The 21,587-nt window shown below is 71.0% G+C and carries 17 protein-coding genes and 1 pseudogene; 4 read left to right on the top strand and 14 right to left on the bottom strand.

Going from position 1 to position 21,587, the window contains the following annotated elements; all coding sequences use genetic code 11:
• Positions 1–3: 3 nt before the first annotated feature.
• Together ACN28A_RS21150 and ACN28A_RS21145 are read right to left on the bottom strand one after the other, a co-directional pair.
• A complete protein-coding gene (locus ACN28A_RS21150) occupies positions 4–792 on the bottom strand; it encodes an ABC transporter permease (RefSeq protein ID WP_421397315.1) in 789 nt (262 codons plus the stop codon).
• A 66-nt stretch (positions 793–858) separates the two neighbouring features.
• The gene (locus ACN28A_RS21145) at positions 859–1,878 is read right to left on the bottom strand and encodes an ABC transporter substrate-binding protein (protein WP_421397313.1); all 1,020 of its coding nucleotides are present in this window, start codon (positions 1,876–1,878) and stop codon (positions 859–861) included.
• 583 nt (positions 1,879–2,461) lie between these two features.
• Here ACN28A_RS21145 and ACN28A_RS21140 point away from each other — a divergent pair.
• Both ACN28A_RS21140 and ACN28A_RS21135 read left to right on the top strand, forming a co-directional pair.
• Positions 2,462–3,271 carry a GntR family transcriptional regulator gene (locus ACN28A_RS21140; RefSeq protein ID WP_421397311.1) on the top strand — a complete coding sequence of 270 codons (810 nt, stop codon included), beginning with the start codon at positions 2,462–2,464 and terminating at the stop codon, positions 3,269–3,271.
• Positions 3,272–3,308: 37 nt separating this feature from the next.
• Positions 3,309–4,247: a DUF6282 family protein gene (locus tag ACN28A_RS21135; protein WP_421397310.1), complete on the top strand. Its 939-nt coding sequence runs from the start codon at positions 3,309–3,311 to the stop codon at positions 4,245–4,247.
• A 22-nt stretch (positions 4,248–4,269) separates the two neighbouring features.
• Here ACN28A_RS21135 and ACN28A_RS21130 read toward each other — a convergent pair whose 3' ends face one another.
• From ACN28A_RS21130 to ACN28A_RS21110, 5 genes are all read right to left on the bottom strand, one after another.
• Entirely contained in the window at positions 4,270–4,749 is a 480-nt protein-coding gene (locus ACN28A_RS21130) for an OsmC family protein (RefSeq protein ID WP_421397309.1), read from the bottom strand.
• A gap of 170 nt (positions 4,750–4,919) precedes the next feature.
• Positions 4,920–6,632, bottom strand: a complete 1,713-nt coding sequence (locus ACN28A_RS21125; RefSeq protein WP_421397307.1) for an ABC transporter ATP-binding protein — start codon at positions 6,630–6,632, stop codon at positions 4,920–4,922.
• Positions 6,629–8,422 (bottom strand): ABC transporter ATP-binding protein, encoded by a 1,794-nt coding sequence (locus ACN28A_RS21120; RefSeq protein ID WP_421397305.1) that lies wholly within the window; start codon positions 8,420–8,422, stop codon positions 6,629–6,631. The genes ACN28A_RS21125 and ACN28A_RS21120 overlap by 4 nt, the downstream gene beginning before the upstream one ends.
• A 73-nt stretch (positions 8,423–8,495) precedes the next feature.
• Entirely contained in the window at positions 8,496–9,881 is a 1,386-nt protein-coding gene (locus ACN28A_RS21115; RefSeq protein WP_421404545.1) for a cellulase family glycosylhydrolase, read from the bottom strand.
• Between the two features lie 140 nt (positions 9,882–10,021).
• Complete coding sequence (locus tag ACN28A_RS21110) at positions 10,022–12,175, bottom strand: MMPL family transporter (protein ID WP_421397303.1); 2,154 nt, start codon at positions 12,173–12,175, stop codon at positions 10,022–10,024.
• 126 nt (positions 12,176–12,301) lie between these two features.
• On the opposite strand from ACN28A_RS21110, the gene ACN28A_RS21105 reads away from it, so the two are divergent.
• Complete coding sequence (locus ACN28A_RS21105; RefSeq protein ID WP_421397301.1) at positions 12,302–12,961, top strand: MarR family winged helix-turn-helix transcriptional regulator; 660 nt, start codon at positions 12,302–12,304, stop codon at positions 12,959–12,961.
• A 10-nt stretch (positions 12,962–12,971) separates the two neighbouring features.
• On the opposite strand, the pseudogene ACN28A_RS21100 reads toward ACN28A_RS21105, so the two are convergent.
• A pseudogene (locus ACN28A_RS21100) lies at positions 12,972–13,340 on the bottom strand (OsmC family protein); the annotation flags it as partial.
• A 163-nt stretch (positions 13,341–13,503) separates the two neighbouring features.
• Between ACN28A_RS21100 and ACN28A_RS21095 the strand changes: the two are divergent.
• A complete protein-coding gene (locus ACN28A_RS21095) occupies positions 13,504–13,905 on the top strand; it encodes a cellulose binding domain-containing protein (RefSeq protein ID WP_421397299.1) in 402 nt (133 codons plus the stop codon).
• A gap of 79 nt (positions 13,906–13,984) precedes the next feature.
• On the opposite strand, the gene ACN28A_RS21090 is transcribed toward ACN28A_RS21095, so the two are convergent.
• The 6 genes from ACN28A_RS21090 to ACN28A_RS21065 all read right to left on the bottom strand — a co-directional run bounded on the left by ACN28A_RS21090 (position 13,985) and on the right by ACN28A_RS21065 (position 21,582).
• Positions 13,985–14,968, bottom strand: a complete 984-nt coding sequence (locus ACN28A_RS21090; RefSeq protein WP_421397297.1) for an NAD-dependent epimerase/dehydratase family protein — start codon at positions 14,966–14,968, stop codon at positions 13,985–13,987.
• Positions 14,969–15,018: 50 nt separating this feature from the next.
• Positions 15,019–15,732, bottom strand: a complete 714-nt coding sequence (locus ACN28A_RS21085) for a PIG-L deacetylase family protein (RefSeq protein ID WP_421397295.1) — start codon at positions 15,730–15,732, stop codon at positions 15,019–15,021.
• Between the two features lie 80 nt (positions 15,733–15,812).
• A complete protein-coding gene (locus tag ACN28A_RS21080; RefSeq protein ID WP_421397293.1) occupies positions 15,813–17,102 on the bottom strand; it encodes a nucleotide sugar dehydrogenase in 1,290 nt (429 codons plus the stop codon).
• Between the two features lie 694 nt (positions 17,103–17,796).
• Positions 17,797–18,666 (bottom strand): glycosyltransferase, encoded by an 870-nt coding sequence (locus tag ACN28A_RS21075; protein WP_421397291.1) that lies wholly within the window; start codon positions 18,664–18,666, stop codon positions 17,797–17,799.
• Positions 18,605–19,825, bottom strand: coding sequence for an MFS transporter (locus ACN28A_RS21070; RefSeq protein WP_421397289.1), 1,221 nt, complete (start codon positions 19,823–19,825; stop codon positions 18,605–18,607). Before ACN28A_RS21070 ends, ACN28A_RS21075 begins: the two co-directional genes overlap by 62 nt.
• Before the next feature lie 455 nt (positions 19,826–20,280).
• Complete coding sequence (locus ACN28A_RS21065; protein ID WP_421397287.1) at positions 20,281–21,582, bottom strand: glycosyltransferase; 1,302 nt, start codon at positions 21,580–21,582, stop codon at positions 20,281–20,283.
• Positions 21,583–21,587: the final 5 nt, after the last annotated feature.

Raw genomic sequence — 21,587 nt, 5'->3', positions numbered from 1 at the left:
CAGCTAGGCGGTGATCGCTCTCGCCCAGGGTACGAGCAGCCGCTCGACCGCCACCACCAGATAGAACAGTGCCGCGCCCATCAGCGCCAGCAGGGTCAGTGCGGCGAACGCGAGCGGGGTGTCGGCGGAGTTGCCGGAGCTGACGATGACCGCCCCGAGTCCCCGGTCGGGGTTGACCACCTCCCCGATGATCGCGCCGATGATCGCCAGCGAGATCGCCACCTTCAACCCGACGAAGATCTGCGGCAGCGCCCAGGAGAGTCGTACCTTGAGGAAGGTCTGCCACCACGAGGCGGAGAGCGAGTGCACCAGCTCGCGCAGGTCGCTCGGGGTCGAGGTGAGCCCGGCCATCGTGGAGACCACGATCGGGAAGAAGCAGACCAGGACCACCATGACGATCTTGGGTTCCGGGCCGAATCCCATCCAGACCAGCAGCAGCGGCGCGAGCGCCACCTTGGGTACGGCGTTGACCGCCGCCATCAGCGGCATGGTCATCCGCTCGACCGTCCGGGAGACCGCCAGCAGCAGCGCGACCAGCAGCCCGGTGCTGGCGGCGATGCCGAACCCGACGACCGTCTCCAGCAGGGTCACCCAGGTCTCCGCGAGCAGATAGCCGGGCAGCCGGAGGAAGGCGTCGACCACGTCCGGCGGCGCCGGCAGGAAGAACGACGAGATGTCGAAGAGTTCGGCGGTCGACCACCAGATGCCGACCGCGAGCACGGCGCCCAGCAGGGGCAGTCCGGCGTCGGACCAGAGTCGGCGCGGGCGGCTGTTCGTCGACGTACCGGTCATCACGGCCTCCTGAGGATGCTGCCGGGGCGGCGGTCGAAGCAACCGCCGCCCCGAGGTCCCGACCGGTCAGGACTTCGGCACGAACCCGAAGTCGACGACCTTCTCCGGGGTCAGTCCGCCGGGGATCAGGCCGGCGCCCTGCATCACGGCGATGGTCCGCATCACCCGCTGTTCGTCCATGAAGCCGACCGGCGCACCGCCGACCGGTGCCACGTACGGCGTCATCGCCTTGATCTCGCCGACCCCGGACGGCACGGCGTAGCTCGGCTCCGCCCTGTTGAGGATCTGCGCCGCCTCCTCGGGGTGCTCGATCGAGTACTGCAGGCCCTTCAGCAGTGCGCCGGTGAACCGGCGGACCAGGTCCGGGTCCTTCTCGATCAGGCCGGGAGTGGTGATGATCGCGTTGCCGAAGAGGTCCCGCAGGTAGTCGCTGTACGGCAGCACCACCACCTCCTTCTTCGAGGCGGCGCCCAGTGCCGTGCGGCTGAGCAGGAAGGTGCCGAGCGCGTCGACCTGCCGGGACGCCATCAATCCGTTCAACGCGGTCGCCTGCGCCGGCTGGATCTTCACCTTCGTCGCGTCGATCCCGGCCAGCCGGGCGTACGCCGGGAAGAGCAGTTCGGTGACCGAGCCCTTGCCGGTCGCCACGGTCTTGCCCTCCAGGTCCTTCGGGGCGCTGATGTTGGTGTCCTTGGTGGTCATCACCGCGACAAGCGTCTGCTGGTGTACGGCGGCGACCGCCCGCCAGTCGGTGAACTCGCCCTTGCCGGCCTGGATCACCGCACCGGTGAAGTCCAGGGCGGCGAACTGCACCTTGTTGGACTTCAGCGCCGTCAGGTTCGGGACGTTGCCGGCGCCCTTCTGGATCTCCACCTCGATGCCGGCCTCGGCGAAGTAGCCCTTCTCCTTGGCCACCCAGGCGAAGGCGTCCCGGCCGACCGCGCCGAAGGCGGTGATGTACCCGACCTTGTCGGGGTCCTTCTTGGACGCCTCGGCCTCCGACCCGGAGTCGCCGCCGCACCCGCTGGTGACCGCCAGTGCCGCCGACAGTAATGCCGCGGCCAGCAGGCGTGAACGTCTGGTCATCTCTGTGCCTCCCGCTTGTGGATGGACCCGAGGGCGGGCGACCGACGCCTCCCACTCGGACAGCGCGCCGCGACCCCTCGGCACGTGTCCGGTCCGCCGGCCCTCGTTCGGTCGAGAATCGTAAATGAGTGGTGTCCGAAATGTCATCGACAAGATCCGGTCAAGATTCTGGCAAGAGAGCGCACAATCGTTTCCGCCTGCCGGATATCAGCAGCTCAGCGCGTTGCAATGAGATATCGACAGCTTCGGGTCTGTCCGCAATATTGTTGATAATCTGGAGACAATGTTGCGGTCAGCCGTACCGAGCTGGGAGGTGACGGGGTGCCGGGTCCGGACGACCCGACCGGCACCGGCCGCGCCGGGCCGGCGTACCGCCCGGTTGGGCGGCGCGCTCCGGCTAAGGTCCGACGCGTGCATATCCCCGTCGACAGGGTGGACCTCGCGGACCCGACGCACCAGTCTTCCCGGCCCGATCGATTCCGTCTCGACCGTCACGGAAATCGCCCAGATGTTGACCGACGGTGGGCGTCGGACAGACTTCCGCCCGGATCCGCCCGGTCGGGCGGGCTGTGGTGACCACATCATGACCGAATCCACGGACCGGCCGACGAACGCGGCCCGGGGCCGCCCCCGGGTCGTCGGGCAGCGGCCGCCGACCGGCGACGACGCGGCATCGCCCTCCACTGTGGAGTCCGCGACCGGCGGTCGACGGGTTCCGGCCCGCTCCGCCGACGAGGCGTACGACCAGCTCCGGCAGGAGATCTACCGGGGCGAGTTGATGCCCAACGAACGGCTGATCGAGATCGAGCTGGCGACCCGGTTACAGGTCAGCCGGGCGGTGGTCCGGACCGTACTGGTCCGGCTCGGTCAGGACGGGCTGGTCGTGCTCACTCCGAACCGGGGCGCACACGTGCGGCTGGTCAGCGAGGAGGAGGCGGTGGAGATCCTCCAGGTGCGGGCCGTACTGGAGGCGCTCACCGCGCGGCAGGCGGCCCGCAACGCCACCGCCCGGGAGATCGCCGGTATCCGCCGGCAACTCGCCCGGATGGCCCGGAAACTCGACGCCGACGACCTGCTCGGCTACTCGGAGGGGAACGCCGCGCTGCACGCCGCGATCATCGCGGCGGCCCGGCACGAGACCGCGTCCCGGCTGATCACCGGGCTGCGGGCCCAGCTCGTCCGGTTCCAGTACCGCACCATCCTGGTGCCCGGCCGGCCGGCCCGGTCGCTGGCGGAGCACACCGCGATCGTCGAGGCGATCGCCGCCCGGGACCCGGACGCCGCCGAGGCGGCGATGCGGCACCATCTCGGGTACGTCGAGTCCACTCTGGCCAGAACCGCGACGGCGATCCGTCGCCGGGGCGGCCGGCCCGACCCCACCCGTCCGGGTTGACCGGCCGCCGGTCCGCCCCGCCCCCTCAGGAGCGTCCTTGTCCGAGCACCCCGTCCCCTCCGCCCGCGCCCGTGCCCTGGTCGCCGGGGCGTACGACACCCACGTGCACGTCGCCCCCGACGTGATGCAGCGGCGCGTCGACGACCTCGACCTGGCCGCCCGGTTCGCCGACGTCGGGCTCGCCGGCTTCGTGCTCAAGTCGCACTACGTGCCGACCGCCGAGCGGGCGGCGGTGGTCCGCAAGGTGCATCCCGGGGTCGACGTGCTCGGCGCGGTCACCCTGAACGGCTCGGTGGGCGGGATGAACCCGGCGGCGGTCGAGATCGCCGGTCGGCAGGGCGCCCGGGTGGTCTGGATGCCGACCGTCGACTCCGGCAACCAGCGCCGCAGCAGCGCCACCGACCTGCCCGGAGCCAAGCCGGCGATGTGGGGAGCGCTACAGGCCGACCTGCACGCCCAGGGCATCGTGCCGGACGTGGTGGAGGTGGTGGACCCGGACGGACAGGTGCTGGAGCGGGTCCGCCAGGTGCTCCGGGTGATCGCCCGGCACGACCTGGTGCTCGCCACCGGGCACCTGTCCGGCCCGGAGATCCTGGCCGTGGTCCGGGCCGCCGCCGAGCATGGGGTACGCCGGATCGTCGTCACCCACCCCGAGTTCACCTCGCAACGGCTGCCCGCCGCCGAGCAGCGCGAACTCGCCGAGGCCGGCGCGCTGCTGGAACGCTGCTTCACCACGCCGTACACCGGGAAGGTCGGCTGGTCGGAGCTGTTCGCGAACATCCGGGCCGTCGGGGTCGCGCACTCGGTCCTCTCCAGCGACCTCGGGCAGCCGTTCAACCCGCCGGTGGAGGACGGGCTCGCGCTCTTCGCCGACCGGCTGCTGGAGGCCGGCTTCTCCGAGCCGGACGTCCGGACCATGGCGGTGGAGAACTCGCGCCGGCTGGCGACGACGTCGTCCGACCGGGTGCCGGCCTGACCGCCGGCGGGCGGGGCACGGTTCAGCCGCCGGCCGCGACCTCGACGACGGGCTCGTGGCGGACCGGGAAGTCGACCGAGCTGGCGATGAAGCAGAGCCGGTGCGCCTGCTCGTGCAGCTCGGTGGCCCGCCGGACCATCTCCGGCGCGGCCACGGTCACCCGGGGCCGGAGTACGACCTCGGTGAACGAGCCGCCGCCGTCCCCGCTCTCCACCATCGTGCCGACCGCCTCGTCGACGTACCCGGTGACCACCACCCGGCCCCGGGCGCAGAGGCTCAGGTAGGACAGCATGTGGCACTGGGCCAGCGCGGCGACCAGCAGCTGTTCCGGGTTCCACCGGGCCGGGTCGCCCCGGAACGTCGGGTCCGCCGAACCGAGCAGCGGTGCCGGGCCGTCGGCGGTGACCCGGTGGTCCCGTCCGTAGTCGCGGTAGTTCACCGTGCCCGCCTCGCCGGCCCCGGTCCAGGTGACGGTCAACTCGTAGTCGTGGCTCCTCGGCACCGGTTCTCCTCCTCGGCTCGCGTTCCGGAGCCGCGCCTTCCGCCGGCCCCGCTTTCCCGGAACCCCGCTCGGCGTGGCCCGTCATCCGAAGTATCGACCCGACCGGCGGGTGGTCGGCGGACACCCCCGGCGGGCAGGTGACGGGCCACACGTCGGCGACGACCCGCAGGTCATCCGGCGCTCGGTGCCAGAGCGGCGGTCCAGAAGGCGGCGTACCGGCCGCCGCGGCGGAGCAGCTCGTCGTGGCCGCCCTCCTCGACGATTCCACCACCGTCCAGGAAGACGATGTGGTCGGCACGCCGCACCGTCCGCAACCGGTGTGCCACCATCACCACCGTCCGGCCGGCCACCAGCCGATCGATCCCCTCGTGTACGGCCGCCTCGTTCACCGGGTCCATCGCCGAGGTCACCTCGTCCAGCAACACGACGGGAGCGTCCTTCAACAGCGCTCGGGCGATCGAGACGCGTTGACGCTCACCGCCGGAGAGCAGGCTGCCGCCCTCGCCGACCCGGGCCGCCCATCCGCCGGGCAGGCGCTCGATCACCTCGTCGAGTTGCGCCGCGGTCGCCGCGGCCCGCACCTCGGCCGGGTCGGCGCTGGGTCGGCCCAGCCGGACGTTCTCCTCGATCGTGCCGTCGAAGAGGTAGACGTCCTGCGGGACGATGGCGAGCTGCGCCATCAGCGTCTCGCTGTGCATGTCGCGTACGTCCACGCCGCCGACCCGCACCGCGCCGCCGTGCACGTCGTAGAAGCGGGCCAGCAGTTGCAGCAGGGTGCTCTTCCCCGCGCCGGACGGTCCGACGACGGCGAGGCGCCGGCCCTGGGGTACCCGCAGGGACAGGTTGTCGAGAACCCTGCGGTTGCCGTGGCGCAACGTCACGGAGTCGAACTCCAGACCGTGGCCGTTCGGTCGGGCGGGTTCGGAGGGTTCGGGCAGCGGCTCGGTGCGCAGCACGGTGTCGAGCCTGGCCAGTTCGGTCCGGGCGGCCCGGAGCTTGCCGCTGATGTCCGACAGCGAGAGCAGCGGGTCGGCACAGCGGGCGGCGAGCACCAGGATGGTCAGCACCTCGGCCGCACCGACCTCGCCGCGCAGCGCCAGATAGGCGCCCAGGACCAGCAGCCCGGTGAAGATCGTCTGGACGGTCAGGGCCAGCCCCACCGCACCGGGCAGGGTGGCCAGGACGGTACGCCGGGAGGCGCGTCGCAGGTCCCGCAGCGCGTCGTCGAGCAGCCCGAAACTCTCGCCGCTCCGGCCGCCGACCCGGAGTACCGGTTGGGCCCGGAGGAACTCGACGACCCGGTCGGTGGCCTCGCTGTCGCGTTCGTGGCGTTCGGCGTCGGCCGCGCTCGTCGAGCGGGCGGACCAGGCCTGCACCGCCGCGACGAGGGGTACCGCGGCCAGCGCGGCCAGGCCGAGCTCCCAGTTGAAGGCGATCGTCACGGCGACGATCGTCAGCGGGGTGACCAGGGCGGCGACGAACGGTCCCAGCAGATGCGCCGCGACACCCATCACGTCCAGCAGACCCCGTCCCGCCACCACGGACACCTCGCCGATCCGGCCGGAGTCGTACCAGCCGAGGGGCAACCGGGCCAGGTGGTCACCGAGCCGGTGGTACATGCCGCGCAGCATCGTGGTGCCGACCCGCATGCCGGACAGGTCACTGCGGTAGCGCAGCCCGGCGTAGAGCGCGACCGTCCCGCCGAACGCGACCAGCCAGGGCACGGCGTCGGCGGGTGTACTCCCGAACAGAGCCCGCAGCACCGGGACCAGCAGGGCGTAGGAGAGGCCCTCGACCACCGCGGTGACCGTCATCCGGGCCACGGTGCGACGCATCGGCCGGGCGTACTCGTCGCCGAGCACCCGGAGCAGCATCCGGATCATCGGGCCCCGCCGCCCTGTCCCGCCCCGACCCGGACGGCGGACCCGTCGCCGCCCGACAGTTGGCGGGATCTCCAGAACTCGGCGAATCTTCCGTTCCGCGCCAGCAGCTCGGCGGGTCGACCGCGCTCGACTATCGACCCGTCCTCCAGCATCACCACCGTGTCGGCGTCGACGACGGTCTCCAGACGATGCGCGATGACCAGGATGGTGCGGTCGCCGCGTCCCGCCGTCAGAGCCCGCCGGACCACCTGCTCGGCCTGCGGGTCGGCGAACGAGGTGGCCTCGTCGAGTACCAGGACCGGCGCGTCGGCCAGCAGCGCGCGGGCGATCGAGATCCGCTGCGCCTCGCCACCCGACAGGTTCGCCTCCGTCCCGAGCACCGTCTCGTACCCCCGGGGCAGTTCCAGGATGCGGTCGTGGATGGCTGCCCGTTTCGCGGCCCGGATCACCTCGCCGCGCTCGCTGTACGGAACCGCGAGCGCGATGTTGTCCGCGACCGACGCACGCAGCAGCCGGACGTCCTGGAAGACGAAGGACACCCGTCGATAGAGTTCCCGGCTGTCGATGTTCCGCAGGTCGACGCCGCCGAGCAGGATCGAGCCGTGGGTCGGGTCGAAGAATCTCGGCAGCAGCTGGACCAGGGTGGACTTCCCGCCGCCCGACGGGCCCACTATCGCGGTGACCGTCCCCGGCTCCAGCACCAGGTCGATCCCGCGCAGCACCTCGCGACCGTCCTCGTAGCCGAAGCGGACCTGCCGCAACTCCACCCGGTGCCCCCGGGGGACGATCGGCGCGGCCGGCTCCGGCAGCAGGCGTACGTCGAGCAGCTTCCTGATCCGGCCGAGCGCGCGGCCGGCGGCCGTCAGGTCGTCGAAGCCGTGGCCGAGGGCCGCCACCGGAGCGGTCAGGCCCAGTCCCAGGAGCAGGAAGGGCAGCAGGTCGGCCGGGGCCAGGGAACCGGAGACGATCAGAGCCGTACCGCCGGTCAGCACCGCCAGCAGCACGAAGGGCGGCGACAGCGCGACCTGCATGCCGGCGGCGACCGCCGACACCCCGCGGACCCAGTGCGTGAAGATGCCGACGAAGTCGTCGGCGGCCGTGCGGAAGCTGCGGTGCGCCCGTTCCGACCCGCCGAACGCCTTGACCACTGCGATGCCCTGCACGAACTCGACGACAGAATCCGCGATCCGGCCCAGCGCCGCGTCGAACTCCTGCTGCTCGCGTACCCGGGAGGGGAGCATCAGCAACGGCACCAGCGCGACGGCCAGCAGCACCGGGATCAGCGTGATCAGCGTGAGCCGCCAGTCGACGCCGAACAGGTAGACCAGCGAGACCAATGGCACGACGAACGCGGCGGCCAGCTCGCCCGGAGCGTGCGCGATGAACGGGTGCACGGCACTCACGTCCTCGCCCACCACCTTCGCCAGCTCGCCGGTGCGGCGCCGGTGCAGCCAGCCGATCGGCACCCGCGCCAGGCGGGCCGCCAACTCCCGGCGCAGCGTCAACTGCACCTGGCCGTCGAGCAGGTGTCCCAGGCCGGACGAGGCGGCGGTGCAGAGCAGCCGGACGAGCAGTCCGACGGCGCCCACGGCGACGGCGGCCCAGGCCCTGTCGTTGTCGACCGGACCGGGCGTCAACAGGGTGCGACCGAGTTCGACGACCGCCAGCAGTGGCGCGAGACCGGCGATCGCACCGATCACCCGCAGGACGGCGACAGCGGCGAAGGTCCGCAGGTGCGGGCGCAGCAGGGCGCTGCCGCGCAGCCGGTTCCTTCTGATCGCCTCGGTCATGTCGCCTCCCGCACCCCGGATTCCGCCACCGCCAAAAAACGATACTAGCAGTAGCGTAATAGGTGCCGGGAGGTCAGAAGTCGTCCGGGGTGCGGATCCGGTCCCGGATCCAGACCCCCGCCTCCTTCAGCCGGGCGGTGCCGCCGAACGCGCCGGCCGCGCAGGTGCCGGTGGTGAAGACCGCGCCCGAACGGAAGTCGTCGGAGAAGTTCCAGTTCACCCAACTGATCTTCCGGCTGGCGAAGAGGTCCAGATAGCGCTGGGCCATCACGAAGTCGTTCGGGCCGTCGCCGGAGTAGTCCTGGGTGCCGAACTCGGTGACGAAGAGCGGCAGCCGGTCCGCGGCGCTGCGGACCGTGTCCAGGTAGTAGTCGTCGTGCGAGGCGGCGTAGAAGTGGAAGACGTACATCACGTTGCCCGCCTCGACCGGGTTCGCCGCGATCACGTCCGCACCGCCGCCGCTGCCCGATGCGCCGAGCGAGGACCAGTCGGGGGTGCCGACCAGCACCACCGCGTCGGCGTCCCGGCTGCGGATCACCGGGATGACCTGGTCGGCGTAGCTCTTGATGGCGCTCCAGGCCACCCCGTTCGGCTCGTTGGCGATCTCGTAGATGACGTTGTTCTTCGCCCGGTGCCGGTCGGCGATCTCGGCGAAGAAGGTACGTGCCCGCTCCAGGTTGTGGTTCGGGTCGCCGGGGGTCAACATGTGCCAGTCCACGATGGCGTACATGCCCCGGGCGGTGGCCAGCTCGATGTAGTTGTGCACCATGTCGGTGAACCGGCGCGGGTCGGTCTCGTACCCGTCCTCCTGGATGTACATCGAGATCCGCAGTACGTCGGCCTGCCACTCCCGGGCGAGCACGTCAAGCGAGGCCGGGGTAGCGCAGTTGGCGTACCACTGGAGACCGTGGGTGCTCATCCCGCGCAACTGGATCGCCTTGCCGGCGGCGTTGCAGAGCTGCCGGCCGCAGACCCGCAGCTGCCCGTTCGCCGCCACCGGGTTGCTGCCACCCGGCGGGACCGTCGGCGGGACCCCGGTCGGGGTCGCCGTCGGGGTCGGGGTCGGTGCGGTGCCGCCAGCGCAGGGCTGGCCGTTGAGCAGGCAGCCGTTCGGCGCTCCGGAACCGGAGCCGATGAAGCCGAAGCTCACCGAGGCACCCGGGGCGATCCGGCCGTTCCACGAGACGTTTCCGAAGGTGTGCCGCTGGCCGCTGCTGGCCAGCGTCGCGTTCCAGTGCGAGCCGACCGTCGTGCCGGCGGGCAGCTCGAACTGCACCTGCCAGGAGGTGATCGCGCTGCTGCCACCGTTGGTGATGGTGTAGCGGCCCTCCCAGCCCGACCCCCAGTCGGAGACCTTGGCGAACGAGGCGGTCGGGGTCGCGGCGGCGGTCACCGCCGCCTGCGCGACCACCGTCACGGGCGCGGCCGCGACCGCCGCGACGAGCCCGGCCAGCAGCAGCAGTCCGCGGGTACGCCTCACGATTCCTCCGGGCACTCGACGGCGGTGGCTCGGCCGACACCCGGCAAGCCATCTACTTCTGTCGAACTATAAAGAGGACTAACTGTCCCCCGCAACAGAACGGTGCCGGCACCGGCCGGTCAGCCCGCGGTGCCCGTCCGGGCCGGTCCGCCCGACGTCGACCCGGTCCGTTCCGCCAACCCGGTCCGTTCCGCCAACCCGGTCGGTTCCGCCGGGCCGGGCCGGTGTGGTCGGCCGGGCCACCAGAACCGTTCCCCGCAGAGCGTCGCGATGGCCGGGACGAGCAGGGTGCGCACCAGCAGCGTGTCCAGCAGTACGCCCACCCCGACGATGATGCCGATCTCGGTGAGCGTGACCAGCGGCAGTACGCCCAGCACGGCGAAGACCGCGGCGAGCAGGATCCCGGCACTGGTGATCACGCCACCGGTGGCCGCGAGCGCGGTCAGCACTCCCCGGCGGGTGCCCTGGCCGACCGCCTCCTCCCGGGCCCGGGTGGAGAGGAAGATGTTGTAGTCGACCCCGAGGGCGACCAGGAAGAGGAAGGAGAGCAGCGGAACCCCGGTGTCCAGCGCCGCGTAGTCGAGTACGTGCACGAAGAGCAGGTTGCCGACGCCGAGCGCCGCGAAGTAGGTGGCGACCACCGTGCCGACCAGCACGAGCGGGGCGACCAGGGCACGCAGCAGAAGTACCAGGATCACCGTCACCACACCGATGACCAGCGGCACCACCCGGCGCAGCCCGTCGATCGCCGCCGTGCGGTTGTCCAGGTTCGCCGCGACCGCCCCGCCCACCAGCGCATCGGCGTCCGGTACGGCGTGCACGGCAGTACGCAGCGCCTCGATCGTGTCGTAGCTCGCCCGGCTGTCCGGCTCGGCCTCGAGTACCACGTCGACGGCGACCAGGCCGTCCCCCTGCTCGGCCGGACGGGCCTGCGCGACGCCCGGCGTACCGGTGACGGCGGCCAGCACCTCCGCCTGCCGGTCCGCCCGGGCGACCACCACGGTCGGGTCGGCGGCACCGGCCGGATAGTGCCGGCTCAGGGTCTCCAGCGCCTCGATCGACTCGGCCTGCACCCGGAACTGCTCGGTCCGGCTGAGCCCGAGCCGCGCGTCCGCGACCCCGGCCGCGAGGATGGCGAGGAAGACGAGCGAGAGCGCGGTGATGGTGCGGGGTCGGCGGGCGACCAGGGCACCGGCCCGGGCCCATACCCCCTGGTGCCGGACCGGCTCGCCCGGCCGCGGCACGAACGGCCAGAACAGCCCCCGGCCGCAGACCACCAGGGCGGCCGGCAGCAGGACCAGCCCGAACGTGGCGGCGACGGTGATGCCGACCGCTCCGGCGACACCGAGGCTCCGGTTGGTGGTCAGCGGGGCGGCGAGCAGGGTCAGCAGGCTCAGCGCCACCGTCATCGCGCTGGCGGCGATGGCCGGCCCGGCCGAGCGCAGGCTGCGGCGCATCGCCTCGCGCCGGTCGTCGTGCCGGCGCAACTCCTCCCGGTAGCGGGCGATGAGCAGCAGCGCGTAGTTGGTGCCGGCGCCGAAGACGAGTACGTCGACGATGCCGATCGTGGACGGGTCCAGCCGCAGTCCGGCTTCCCGGCTGAGCAGTGCGAGCAGCGAGTTGGTGGTCAGGTCGGCCAGGCCGACGACGGCGAGCGGGACGAGCCAGAGCCACGGGCTGCGGTAGGTGACAAGCAGCAGCGCCGCCACCACCAGCACCGTGATCACCAGCAGGGTCACGTTCGCCCCGGAGAACGAGGAGGCGATGTCGGCCCGGAACCCGGCACCGCCGGTCACCTGTGCGGTCAGCCCGGCCGGCAGCCCGGCGGAGGCGATCTCGCGTACCTCGGTGACCTGGTCGACGGTCTCCTGCACCGGCCGCTCGGCCGGCATCGGGATGGGGACCAGCACCGCCCGCCCGTCCTCGGCCGGCACCTGCGGTCCGACCCGGCCGCCCTCGGCGATCGCCGCGAACCGGGCCGACTGGTCGGCGATCACCTGCCGGTCCGCCTCGGTCAGCGGGCTGCCGTCCCGGGCGTAGACGACGAGTGCGGGGTTGAGCTGCCCACTGGGCAACCGGTCGCGAAGCGCCTCGACCCGGGCGGACTCGGCGTCGGCGGGCAGCCCGCCGGCCGGGTCGTCGTCGGTGCTGGCGCTGCCGCCGACGACGATCAGCGCGGCGGCGGCGGCCACCACCACGGGCAGGACCAGCCAGGCGCCCACCCGCCCGGTGATCGTTCTCAGGATCGCGCTGGCCAACCGTCCGACGCCCACTAGCCCTCCCGACCGATAACCTCGACAGGAAAGCATCTTGGCACACAATTATCTCGCTTGCAGAGATAGTCTGCCGACGAGGCGATTTGCCCGGCGGTATAGTGTCGGCGGCCGGAGAGGGGGCAGGTGTTGGCCGAGAGCGTCTTCCAGCGGCCTGACCAGCCCCGCGCCCGGCTGATCAGCTCGATAGTGAGCCAACTGCGGCTGTACGTCTCGCACGCCCAGCACATCGGCGAATCCTTCGCCGCCCACAACGCACTGGGCCACGCCGACCTGCACGCGCTGCTGGTGGTGATGGAGGCCGAACTCGCCGGTCAGCCGGTCACCCCCGGCGACCTGCGTGCCGAACTCAACTTCTCCTCCGGCTCGGTCACCGGGGTCGTCGACCGCCTCGAAGCCGCCGGCCACGTCTACCGGGACCGCGACACGGCCGACCGCCGCAAGATCTTCCTCCGGTACGCCGAACCCGGCGCCGCCGTCGCCCGGGAGTTCTTCGCCCCGCTGGCCCGGCGCACCGAGCAGGTGATGCGAAACTTCAGCGACCAGGAACTCGAAGTCGTCAAGCGGTTCCTCGGTTCGATGGTGGAGACCACCCGGGAACACCGGGACGAACTCCGGGCCGGCGCACCGGCACCCCTACGGAACCGCTCGCGACGGCCCCAGCGGCCGGGCCCGACGGAGCCGGCAGAATTGGCGGAGCCGGCGGAATCGGCAGAGCCGACGGAGCCGACGGAATCGGCGGAGCCGACGGGATCGGCGGAGCCGACGGGATCGGCGGCACCGTGACCTCGACCTGCGGCGGCTGGCGCAGCGAGTTGTGCACCGTGCAACGGTCGATCGCCGCCTCCAACGGGGCGCGCAGCTCGGGCGGCACCCAGCCGGGCGGGGTGACCCGGATCGCGATCCGGCCGACCCGGGCAGGTTCGCCGGCCCGCATCCTCCAGTCACACTCGACCCGGAGCCCGTCGAACGGCAGGCCGTGCCGGCGCAGGAAGCGCTCGGCGTAGAAGCCGACACAACTGGCGAGGCTCGCCACGAAGAGTTCCACCGGCGTGACGCCGGCCTCGTCGCCGGTAGGGTTCTGCTGGTCCACCAGCAGGTTGTGGCCCCGCACGTCGACCCGGAACGCGTCGTCGGTCAGATGGGTCACGGTCAGCAGCGACATCGCCAACCACCTCCACTGAGCCGAACCTACGGTGCGGGTCGGGCGCTGGTGCAGAGCACTCGGTCCCGAACCCCGGCGCCGGTCGGCCCTACCGTCGATCGGCCGCCGAAGGATTCCTCGCCGGACCGGATATCCAAGTCATCGACGACGGTATATTGCCCCCATGGCTCTCCCCATACGTTCCGCAGCACTGGCCCTACTGGCCGTGTTCAGCATGGCGCTCGGCGCCGCACCGGCGAGCGCGGCGTCGACCACCGCGTCGGCGGATCCGGCACTCTGCGACGTCACCACGACGACGAACGCCTGGGCCTCCGGCTTCACGGTGAGCGTCACCATCGAGAACACCAGCGACGTGACAATCACCTGGCGGGCCACGTTGACGCTGACGAACGGGACCCTCAGCACCGCGTGGGGTGTGACCACCACCTACGCCAACGGCAGGCACACCGTCGTCCCGGAGCGGTACGGCGAGTTCATCGCCCCCCGGCAGAGCTACCGGTGGGGTTACAACGGGACCGGACACCCCGCGATCCCCGAGATCGTCTGCACCCCCGCCCGCCCCTGACACGGTCGGCACCGGAGCGGGCATCGAGGGCGACGACAGACATCTCGCCGCCCTCCCGCCCGTCGCCAGGTGTGCCCGGTCAGACCGGCTGGCTGACCCGCTGCCGCTGCGCGATGTCGTCGGTGATCGACCGCACGATGTCGGCGAGGCCGAACCGCGGGGTGTACCCGATGAGCTCGCGGGCCAGCGACAGGTCCGGCATGCGCCGGCGCATGTCCTCGAACCCGGCCCCGTAGGCGAGGTCGTACGGCACCAGGTTGACCTCGCTGGTCGAGCCGGTGAGTTCCTTCACCAGCTCCGCCAGCCCGGAGATGGAGATCTCCTGACGGCCGCCGAGGTTCACCGCCCGCCCGTGCGCCGCCGGGGTGTGCAGCAGCTTCACCATCGCGGGTACCACGTCCTGCACGGCACCGAAGCAGCGGCGCTGCGTGCCGTCGCCGTACACCGTGATCGGCTCGTCGGCGAGCGCCTGCGCGACGAACCGGGGCAGCACCATGCCGTACCGGCCGGTCTGTCGCGGGCCGACCACGTTGAACAGCCGGTAGGTCACGCACGGGGTGCCCGTCTCGGCCGCCCGGGTGTGCGCCACCAGCTCGTCGAGACCCTTGGCCGCCGCGTACGACCAGCGGCTGAGCAGCGGTGAGCCGAGGATCCGGTCCGAGTCCTCGGTGAGCCCGTCGGCGTCGTTCTTGCCGTACACCTCGCTCGTCGACGCGACACTGAACGGCACGCCGTGGGCCACCGCCGCCTCGACGACGTTCTCGGTGCCGTGCAGGTTGACCCGCAGCGAGTGCAGCGGTTTGTCGATGATGGTCTGTACGCCGACGGCGGCGGCGAGGTGGAAGACCGCGTCCTTGCCCCGGACACACTCCCCCACCACGGCCGGGTCGAGGATCGACCCCTGCACCAGGCGTACCGCCCCGGCGTCCACCAGGCCGGCGATGTTCGCCGCCGAACCGGTGGAGAGGTCGTCGAGCACGGTGACCTCGTGGCCCTGGCCGATCAGGAATTCACATAGGTGGGAGCCGATGAACCCGGCGCCCCCGGTGACGAGAGTTTTCATGGGTTCCTTTCGACGGTGCGGTGAAGACGGCGTGCCGGTCCGGCAGGCCGTCAGGCCAGGTTGCGCATGATGTGGTACCCCTCGGCCAGCGGCACGCCGGCCTGCATGCCGCGCAGTACGGCGAGGCTGCGCAGCGTCTCCTCCGAGCGGGTGTGCGGGTGTTCGTGGATCTGGGTGGCGTACAGCCGCAGCGCCTCCAGCTTGCTCTCCAGGTTCTCCTCGGCGAGCTCGACCAGCAGGTTGGGCATCGGGGCCGGATCGTACCGCCACTGGTCCGCCGCCTCCTCGTAGCCGAGGACCAGCGCGGGGTGGTGCCGGACCCGGCCGTTGGACGGCCGCATCGCCGTGTGCGCGGCCTCCGCCACGGCCTGGTGGTCCTGGTTGTAGCTGGTCCGGTGCGGGGCGATCACCACCGTCGGGCGCAGTTCGGCGATGGAGAGCGGGCTCCGCTGCTCGATCATGTTGGCGAGTTCGACCCGGGGGATCCGGTCGAGCCGCAGGTGGTACTCGTCGCCCGGGAAGGCGATGTGCCAGTCGTCCCACTTCTGGTGGTCCGCGACCCGCTCGATCTCGACGTTGCGTTGCTCGGGCGTGGTGCTCACCGACGAGGACCGGTCGGTGGTGTGCCCGACGGTGAGGAACTGGACGAAGACCTCGGCGCCGGCGATCTTCGCCTTGTGGATGAGTCCACCACAGCCGAGGATCTCGTCGTCCGGATGTGGCGCGAGGACCAGGATGCGCTGCTGTGACCAGGTGACCGTCATCGTCTCGCTCGTCCTTCGTGAGTGGTGTGCAGGGAGGGTTGCAGGAACCCGCTGTCCGTCGCGGGTACGGCGTCGACGGTTCAGAGCCGCTCGACGTTCTGGTGCCGCGCCATCAGCCCGCGGGTGTCGAGCACCAGCCGGGCCCGCTGCGCGATGGCCTTGAGGTCGAACGCCGAGTGCGCCTGGAGCAACACCACGGCGTCGCAGTCGCCGACCGCCTGCAGCGGAGCCTCGACCGCGGGAACCGGCACTCCGTCGACGGCCCAGCTGCGCACGTACGGGTCCGCGAAGCACAGCTCGGCACCGAGCTTGCGCAGCTCGCGGGCGAGCGGCAGGGCCGGGGTCTCCCGGTCGTCGGCGATGTCCGACTTGTAGGTCACCCCGAGCAGCATCACCCGGGCACCGTTCACCGACTTCCGCTCCCGGTTGAGGGCCCGTTGCAGGCGGCTGACGACGTACTTCGGCATCCGCCCGTTGATCTCCTGTGCGGTCTCGGCCAGCCGGAAGGCGTAGCCCAGCTTGCGGACCGTGTGCGAGAGGTAGGAGGGGTCGACCGGGATGCAGTGCCCGCCCACGCCCGGCCCGGGAAGGAACTTGTGGAAGCCGAACGGCTTGGTGGCGGCGGCCTCGATGGTCTCCCACAGGTCGATGCCCAGTTCGTCGCAGAAGATGGCCATCTCGTTGACAAGTGCGATGTTCACGTTGCGGTAGGTGTTCTCCAGCAGCTTCGCCATCTCGGCCTCGCGCAGCCCGGAGGTGAGCACCACCTTGGAGACGATCTTCCCGTAGAGGGCCGCGGCCCGGTCCCGGCAGCTCTCGGTGAGCCCGCCGACGATCTTCGGGGTGTTCCGCAGGCCGTACTCGTCGTTGCCCGGGTCGATGCGCTCGGGCGAGTACACCAGGCTGAAGTCGCGTCCCGCGACGAGGCCCGACTCCTCCAGGATCGGCCGGACGACCTCCTCGGTGGTGCCCGGGTACGTCGTCGACTCCAGCGCGACAAGAGTGCCCGGCATCAGGTAGCTGGCCACCATGCGGGCCGCGCTGCGCACCGCCGACAGGTCCGGAGCGTGGTCGTCGTTGAGCGGCGTCGGCACGCAGATGACGATCGCCGCGCTCCGGGCGAGCAGTGACGGGTCCGTCGTCGCCGTGAAGCCGGCGGCGAGCATCTCGCCGATGTCGTCGGCGGAAATGTCGTCGATGTACGACCGTCCGCTGTTCAACATCTCGACCCGGGCGGCGTCGGTGTCGATCCCGACAATCCGCAGTCCGGCACCGACCGCCTCCCGCAGCAGCGGCATGCCGACGTATCCGAGCCCGACGACCGCCAGGTCGTACGCCACCCGGAAGCTTTCCTCCGTCGATTCGGTCAATACCGAAGCAGGTGAGTAGGCCTCTCCGACCGACCGATGCGTCCCCGCACCGTTCAATACCATGGAAATAGTGGACTCTTGTCCCATGACCGCCCCATCTCGACCAGACTTGTTTCCCGTCCGGCGGCCCGCGTACCCGCGACCCGGCCGTGCGCCGGCGGCGCCCGAGATCCTGGCGCACGCACCGGACCTGCCTCGACAGCAGCCCACGGCCAGGCGCCGACCTCCCTTGCGTGGCCTGCCGGGGGTTCGGCACCCCTGGCGGGCCGTCGAACCATGTCTCGTCCGTCCACTTCGTCTATCGTCGCTACTCGATGAGTCGACGATTCGGAGAGCGCTAATCCGAATCGGCTCCCCGGGCGGACGCAACGCGATCCCGACCCTTCCGCGATATCGTTTTATTCGTAGCAAGAACGTACTCCGGCCGTGGTACCTGTTCCGATGGTCCGGCTACTCAAGAGGCTCCGGAGAACTGCTCATTGGACTCGCAGACCACTACTTTCACCCGGTCCTTACCCGCCGGCACAGGGCCGGCGGTCACCGACTCGGTCGACGAACCGCCGGGCGTGGGCCGGCGGGCATGCCGAACCCCCCGGCGCCGTTGCCGGGGGGTTCGGTCGGTGGTGACCCGCGGGCGAGCTGGTGGCGGTGGCCGGCGGTCGGGCCGGCCGCGCGCCACCGGCGCCGCGGTCGTTCAGTGGGTCAGCTTCCGACCCCGGATGACGTCGTTGAAGACGAAGAAGTTGATGGTCGGCACGATCTCCAGCAGCCGGGTGATCGGCGTGTCGTACTTCTGGGCCATGTACTTGTAGTTGGCGATGGCGTCGCCGTGCAGCTCGTCCCAGTCCCGCGGATGCGGCCAGTGCAGCGCCATCGCGTCCCGGTTGAGGAACATCCGGGCCCCGTCGCGGTGCAGCCGGTAACCGAGGTCGACGTCCTCGCCGCCCCAGTTCCGGAACGCGTCGTCGAAGGCGCCGACCCGGCGGAGCTGGTCGGTGCGCACCGAGGCGTTGAAGGTCCAGTACATCAGCCAGGGTGCCGGCGCCGTGGCGAAGTCGTCGCCCTCCCGCTCGAAGAAGTCCTCCCGGATGTCGCGGTACATCCCCTTCTTCCGCCACAGCTCGATCGTCCCGTCCACGTCGGCCAGGTCGGCCTCGGAGATGACCCCCTCGGCGGTCTCGTTGTTCAGCGTGTAGCCGAAGACGTACCCGCAGACGGCGGCCGGTCCCTCGACCGCCTCGTGGCTGGCGAGGTGGGCCCGCAGGCAGCTGGAGTGCGCCATCACCCCGGCGTCCATGAAGACGGTGATGTCGGACTTGACGTTACTGATACCGAGGTTGCGCGCCCCGGCGGCCCGGTAGCCCTCGTCCTCCTGGAAAAAGTAGCGAACGTTCATCAGGTCCATGTACTTCTTGACCACGTCCGAGGTGTCGTCGGACGATCCGTCGTCGGCCACCAGCACCTCGAAGTCATCGTGATTCAGGTCCTGGCGGACGAGGGACTCAAGCGTGAGCCGCAGAATGTCCGACCGGTTGTAGGTCGGGATCACGACGGAGCACTTCATGGCTTCTCCTTCTCTTGACGATCGATTCGTGGCAGATCAACAACGTGAAGGCCGCCGCCGTCAGCAGTCCGCCGACCAACGGGATGACCCGGACCCCGGTCGCCGCCAGCAGGCCCGCCCCGACGAACGAACCGGACGCGAGGCCGAGGTTGAACGCGACGCTGAGACTCGCCGAGGCGATGTCGGTGGTCGAGGGAGCCACCTGCATGATGCGGTGCTGGATGCCGGCCATCACCGAGCTGAACGACATTCCCGCCACGGCCAGCAGCGGGATCGTCAGCAGCTTGCTGGTGCCGACCGCGTACAGGCCGATCATCGCGGCGCTGATCAGCCCGAGAAGTCCCAGCACGACACCCAGGGGGAACCGGTCCAGCACCCGGCCGACCGCCCAGGTGCCGGCGACCCCGAAGGAGCCCTGGACGAAGAGCAACGCCCCGAGTGAGGCCGCGGCGAACCCGCTCACGTCGAGCAGGAAGACCGTCATGTAGGTGAAGGCCCCCATCGCGCCGGTGACCGCGAGCACGGTGGCGACGAGCAGCACCACGAAGCGTTGCCGGTCCGGCAGCGCCCCGACGTCGCCCGAGTTCTCCTGCGGCCTGGTGTTCGGCACCAGCACGGCCACCGCGACGCAGGTGACCAGGCTGAGTACCGCCATCGCGACGAAGGCGGACCGCCAGCCGGCCTGCCCACCCACCCAGGTGCCCAGCGGTACGCCGAGGACCGGGCCGAGGGCGTTGCCGATGGAGAGTCGCGCCACGATGCGGCCCCGGATGTTCGCCGGGAACATCGAGATCGCCACCGGGAACACCACCGACCAGAAGACGCCGTTGGTGGCCGCCGAGATCAGCCGGGCGGCGAGCAGCATCTCGTAGGAGGTCGACAGGGCCGACACCACGGTCGCCACGGTGAACACGCCGAGGGCGCCGGCCAGCAGCGGGCGCCGGGGCATCCGCCGGGTGATCCGGGTCAGCGGAACCGCGACGATCATGACCACCAGGGCGTACCCGGTCACCAGCAGACCCGTTTCGGACCTGGACCGGTCGAGGTCCGGCGCGATCAGGGTGAGCAGCCCGATGGGGAGCACTTCGGTGGTGACGTAACAAAAGGTGGCGACGGACAACGCGGTGAGGGCATAGACCGCCCGCCGTTGCTCCATCATGAGCTACCTCCTCCAGTCCTGGACAATGTGTAGCAACCGACCGTCACCCAGTCGGTAGCGAATCGATACTCGACCATCTCGACGGCGCTACTCAATCGCTGCGCGCGTCCGGTGATGCAACCGGCTAACTGACGTTTGATGGTAGCGTAGGCCATGTGCCGCCCGATGTCACCGATCGACAGCCGACAGACCATCACAGACCCGGAAGAGCGCAGAGTTCTAACTGTTCAGTGGGGGTGTGACGACAAGCTCGGCAGGTCGACGCCGCGCGTGTCGGCCGGCACGAGCGCACGGGCGGGCGGTCTCCGCCGCGCACCGAGCGAGGTCGCCCAACGCTGTTTGCTACCGGCTAAGCCAGCTATGGAGGAAGCCGACTGTCTCAGCATAGACCCGTGCCCGTCAGGGGTGGTCGTTCACGCTCCGCTAGCGCGACGGCCGGACGGGGACCTGCGAGGTCACCGGGAGCCGCCGTCGGCGACCGTGGACGCCTCGCCCCGGAGTACCGGTCGACGCGTCCGGAGTGCCGTCTCGACGACGTCGGCGGCCCGCCCGGTGCCGTCCAGTTCCGCGATCCGGCGCCGGTACTCCAGGGCCCGGCTCCGGTAGGCCGGGTTGCCGCGCACCTTCTCGATCGCGGCCCGCAGCCTGGCCGCGCTGGCCCGGTGCGCCGGGATGAACTCCCCCACCCCGAGATGCCTGACCCGGGCCGCCACGCCGGGCTGGTCGTTCGCCACCGGCAGGGCGACCATCGGTACGCCGTGGGCCAGCGACTCCAGCGCCGTGTTGATCCCGGCATGCGTGACGACCAGGGACGCCCGGGCGAGCAGTTCCAGTTGCGGCGCGTACCCGACGACCACCGGATCACCCGGCAGCCCGGTCGGCACTGCCGTCTCCCGGCTGCCCAGGGCGATCACCAGTTGCGCGTCGAGACCGGCGCAGGCCGCCGCGATCGCCTCGAAGGTCCGGGGTACCCGGTTCTGCAGGGTGCCCATCGAGGCGTAGATCAGCGGGCGGCCGTCCAGCAGTTCCCAGGGGAACGAGGCCGGCTCGCCACTGCCGGAGTCGTGGAACGGCCCGGTGTAGTGGAAGCAGTCCGGCAGCTCCCGGCGCGGGAAGTCGAAGAACTCCGGCTGCTGGGTTATCTGGGCAAGCTTCGAGCCACCGTCGTTCAACCCGCGCGCCCTCGGCAGGCCCCACTCCACCCGGCGCCGGTTGGTCAGCTCCACCACCGGCCCGATCACCCGGTCCATCACCCGGTAGCCGAGCCTGTTGCGCAGCCGGGCCGCCGCCGAGTCGTGGTACGGCCAGGCGGTCATGAAGGGCGGTACCCCCGGCTCGGTGTTCAGTGCCAGCGCGTTGCACACCGTCACGGCGGGGAGGTCCAGCCGTTCGGCGACGCTGTTCGCCGCCCCGTAGACCTGGTCCACCAGCAGCCCGTCCAGCCCGGCGGTCGCCAGCAGCGGCGGCAGGTCGCGCAGCAGCACGTCGACCTCGCGGACGTAGGTGCGGACCATGAAGCGGATCGCCGCGAGGCCGCGCAGCCGGCCCATCTCCTCCGAGAACCTGGCCAGGGCACCGGCCGGGAACTCCCGCTCGCCGAGCGGCACGAACCCGAATTCGGCGACGTACGGCTTCGGCGCGGCGTCCGGCAGGGAGTAGAGGGTCACCCGGTGCCCCCGCCGGACCAGCTCGCGGCCGAGCGTCGACATCGGACTGAGGTGGCCGGTGTAGTCCGGGCAGACGATGCCGATGTGCACGGGTC

Source organism: Plantactinospora sp. WMMB782 (assembly GCF_049179135.1).
Classification (GTDB): domain Bacteria; phylum Actinomycetota; class Actinomycetes; order Mycobacteriales; family Micromonosporaceae; genus Plantactinospora.
Note: the sequence above shows the minus strand (reverse complement) of the source record. Positions and strands in the feature narration are given on the sequence as shown.

Coding starts and splice junctions, on each gene's coding strand:
- ACN28A_RS21075 (WP_421397291.1), bottom strand. CDS start 18,666: ATGAAGTGCTCCGTCGTGATCCCGACCTACAACCGGTCGGACATTCTG.
- ACN28A_RS21090 (WP_421397297.1), bottom strand. CDS start 14,968: ATGAAAACTCTCGTCACCGGGGGCGCCGGGTTCATCGGCTCCCACCTA.
- ACN28A_RS21125 (WP_421397307.1), bottom strand. CDS start 6,632: ATGATCCGGATGCTGCTCCGGGTGCTCGGCGACGAGTACGCCCGGCCG.
- ACN28A_RS21095 (WP_421397299.1), top strand. CDS start 13,504: ATGGCTCTCCCCATACGTTCCGCAGCACTGGCCCTACTGGCCGTGTTC.
- ACN28A_RS21120 (WP_421397305.1), bottom strand. CDS start 8,422: ATGACCGAGGCGATCAGAAGGAACCGGCTGCGCGGCAGCGCCCTGCTG.
- ACN28A_RS21140 (WP_421397311.1), top strand. CDS start 2,462: ATGACCGAATCCACGGACCGGCCGACGAACGCGGCCCGGGGCCGCCCC.
- ACN28A_RS21070 (WP_421397289.1), bottom strand. CDS start 19,825: ATGATGGAGCAACGGCGGGCGGTCTATGCCCTCACCGCGTTGTCCGTC.
- ACN28A_RS21150 (WP_421397315.1), bottom strand. CDS start 792: ATGACCGGTACGTCGACGAACAGCCGCCCGCGCCGACTCTGGTCCGAC.
- ACN28A_RS21085 (WP_421397295.1), bottom strand. CDS start 15,732: ATGACGGTCACCTGGTCACAGCAGCGCATCCTGGTCCTCGCGCCACAT.
- ACN28A_RS21145 (WP_421397313.1), bottom strand. CDS start 1,878: ATGACCAGACGTTCACGCCTGCTGGCCGCGGCATTACTGTCGGCGGCA.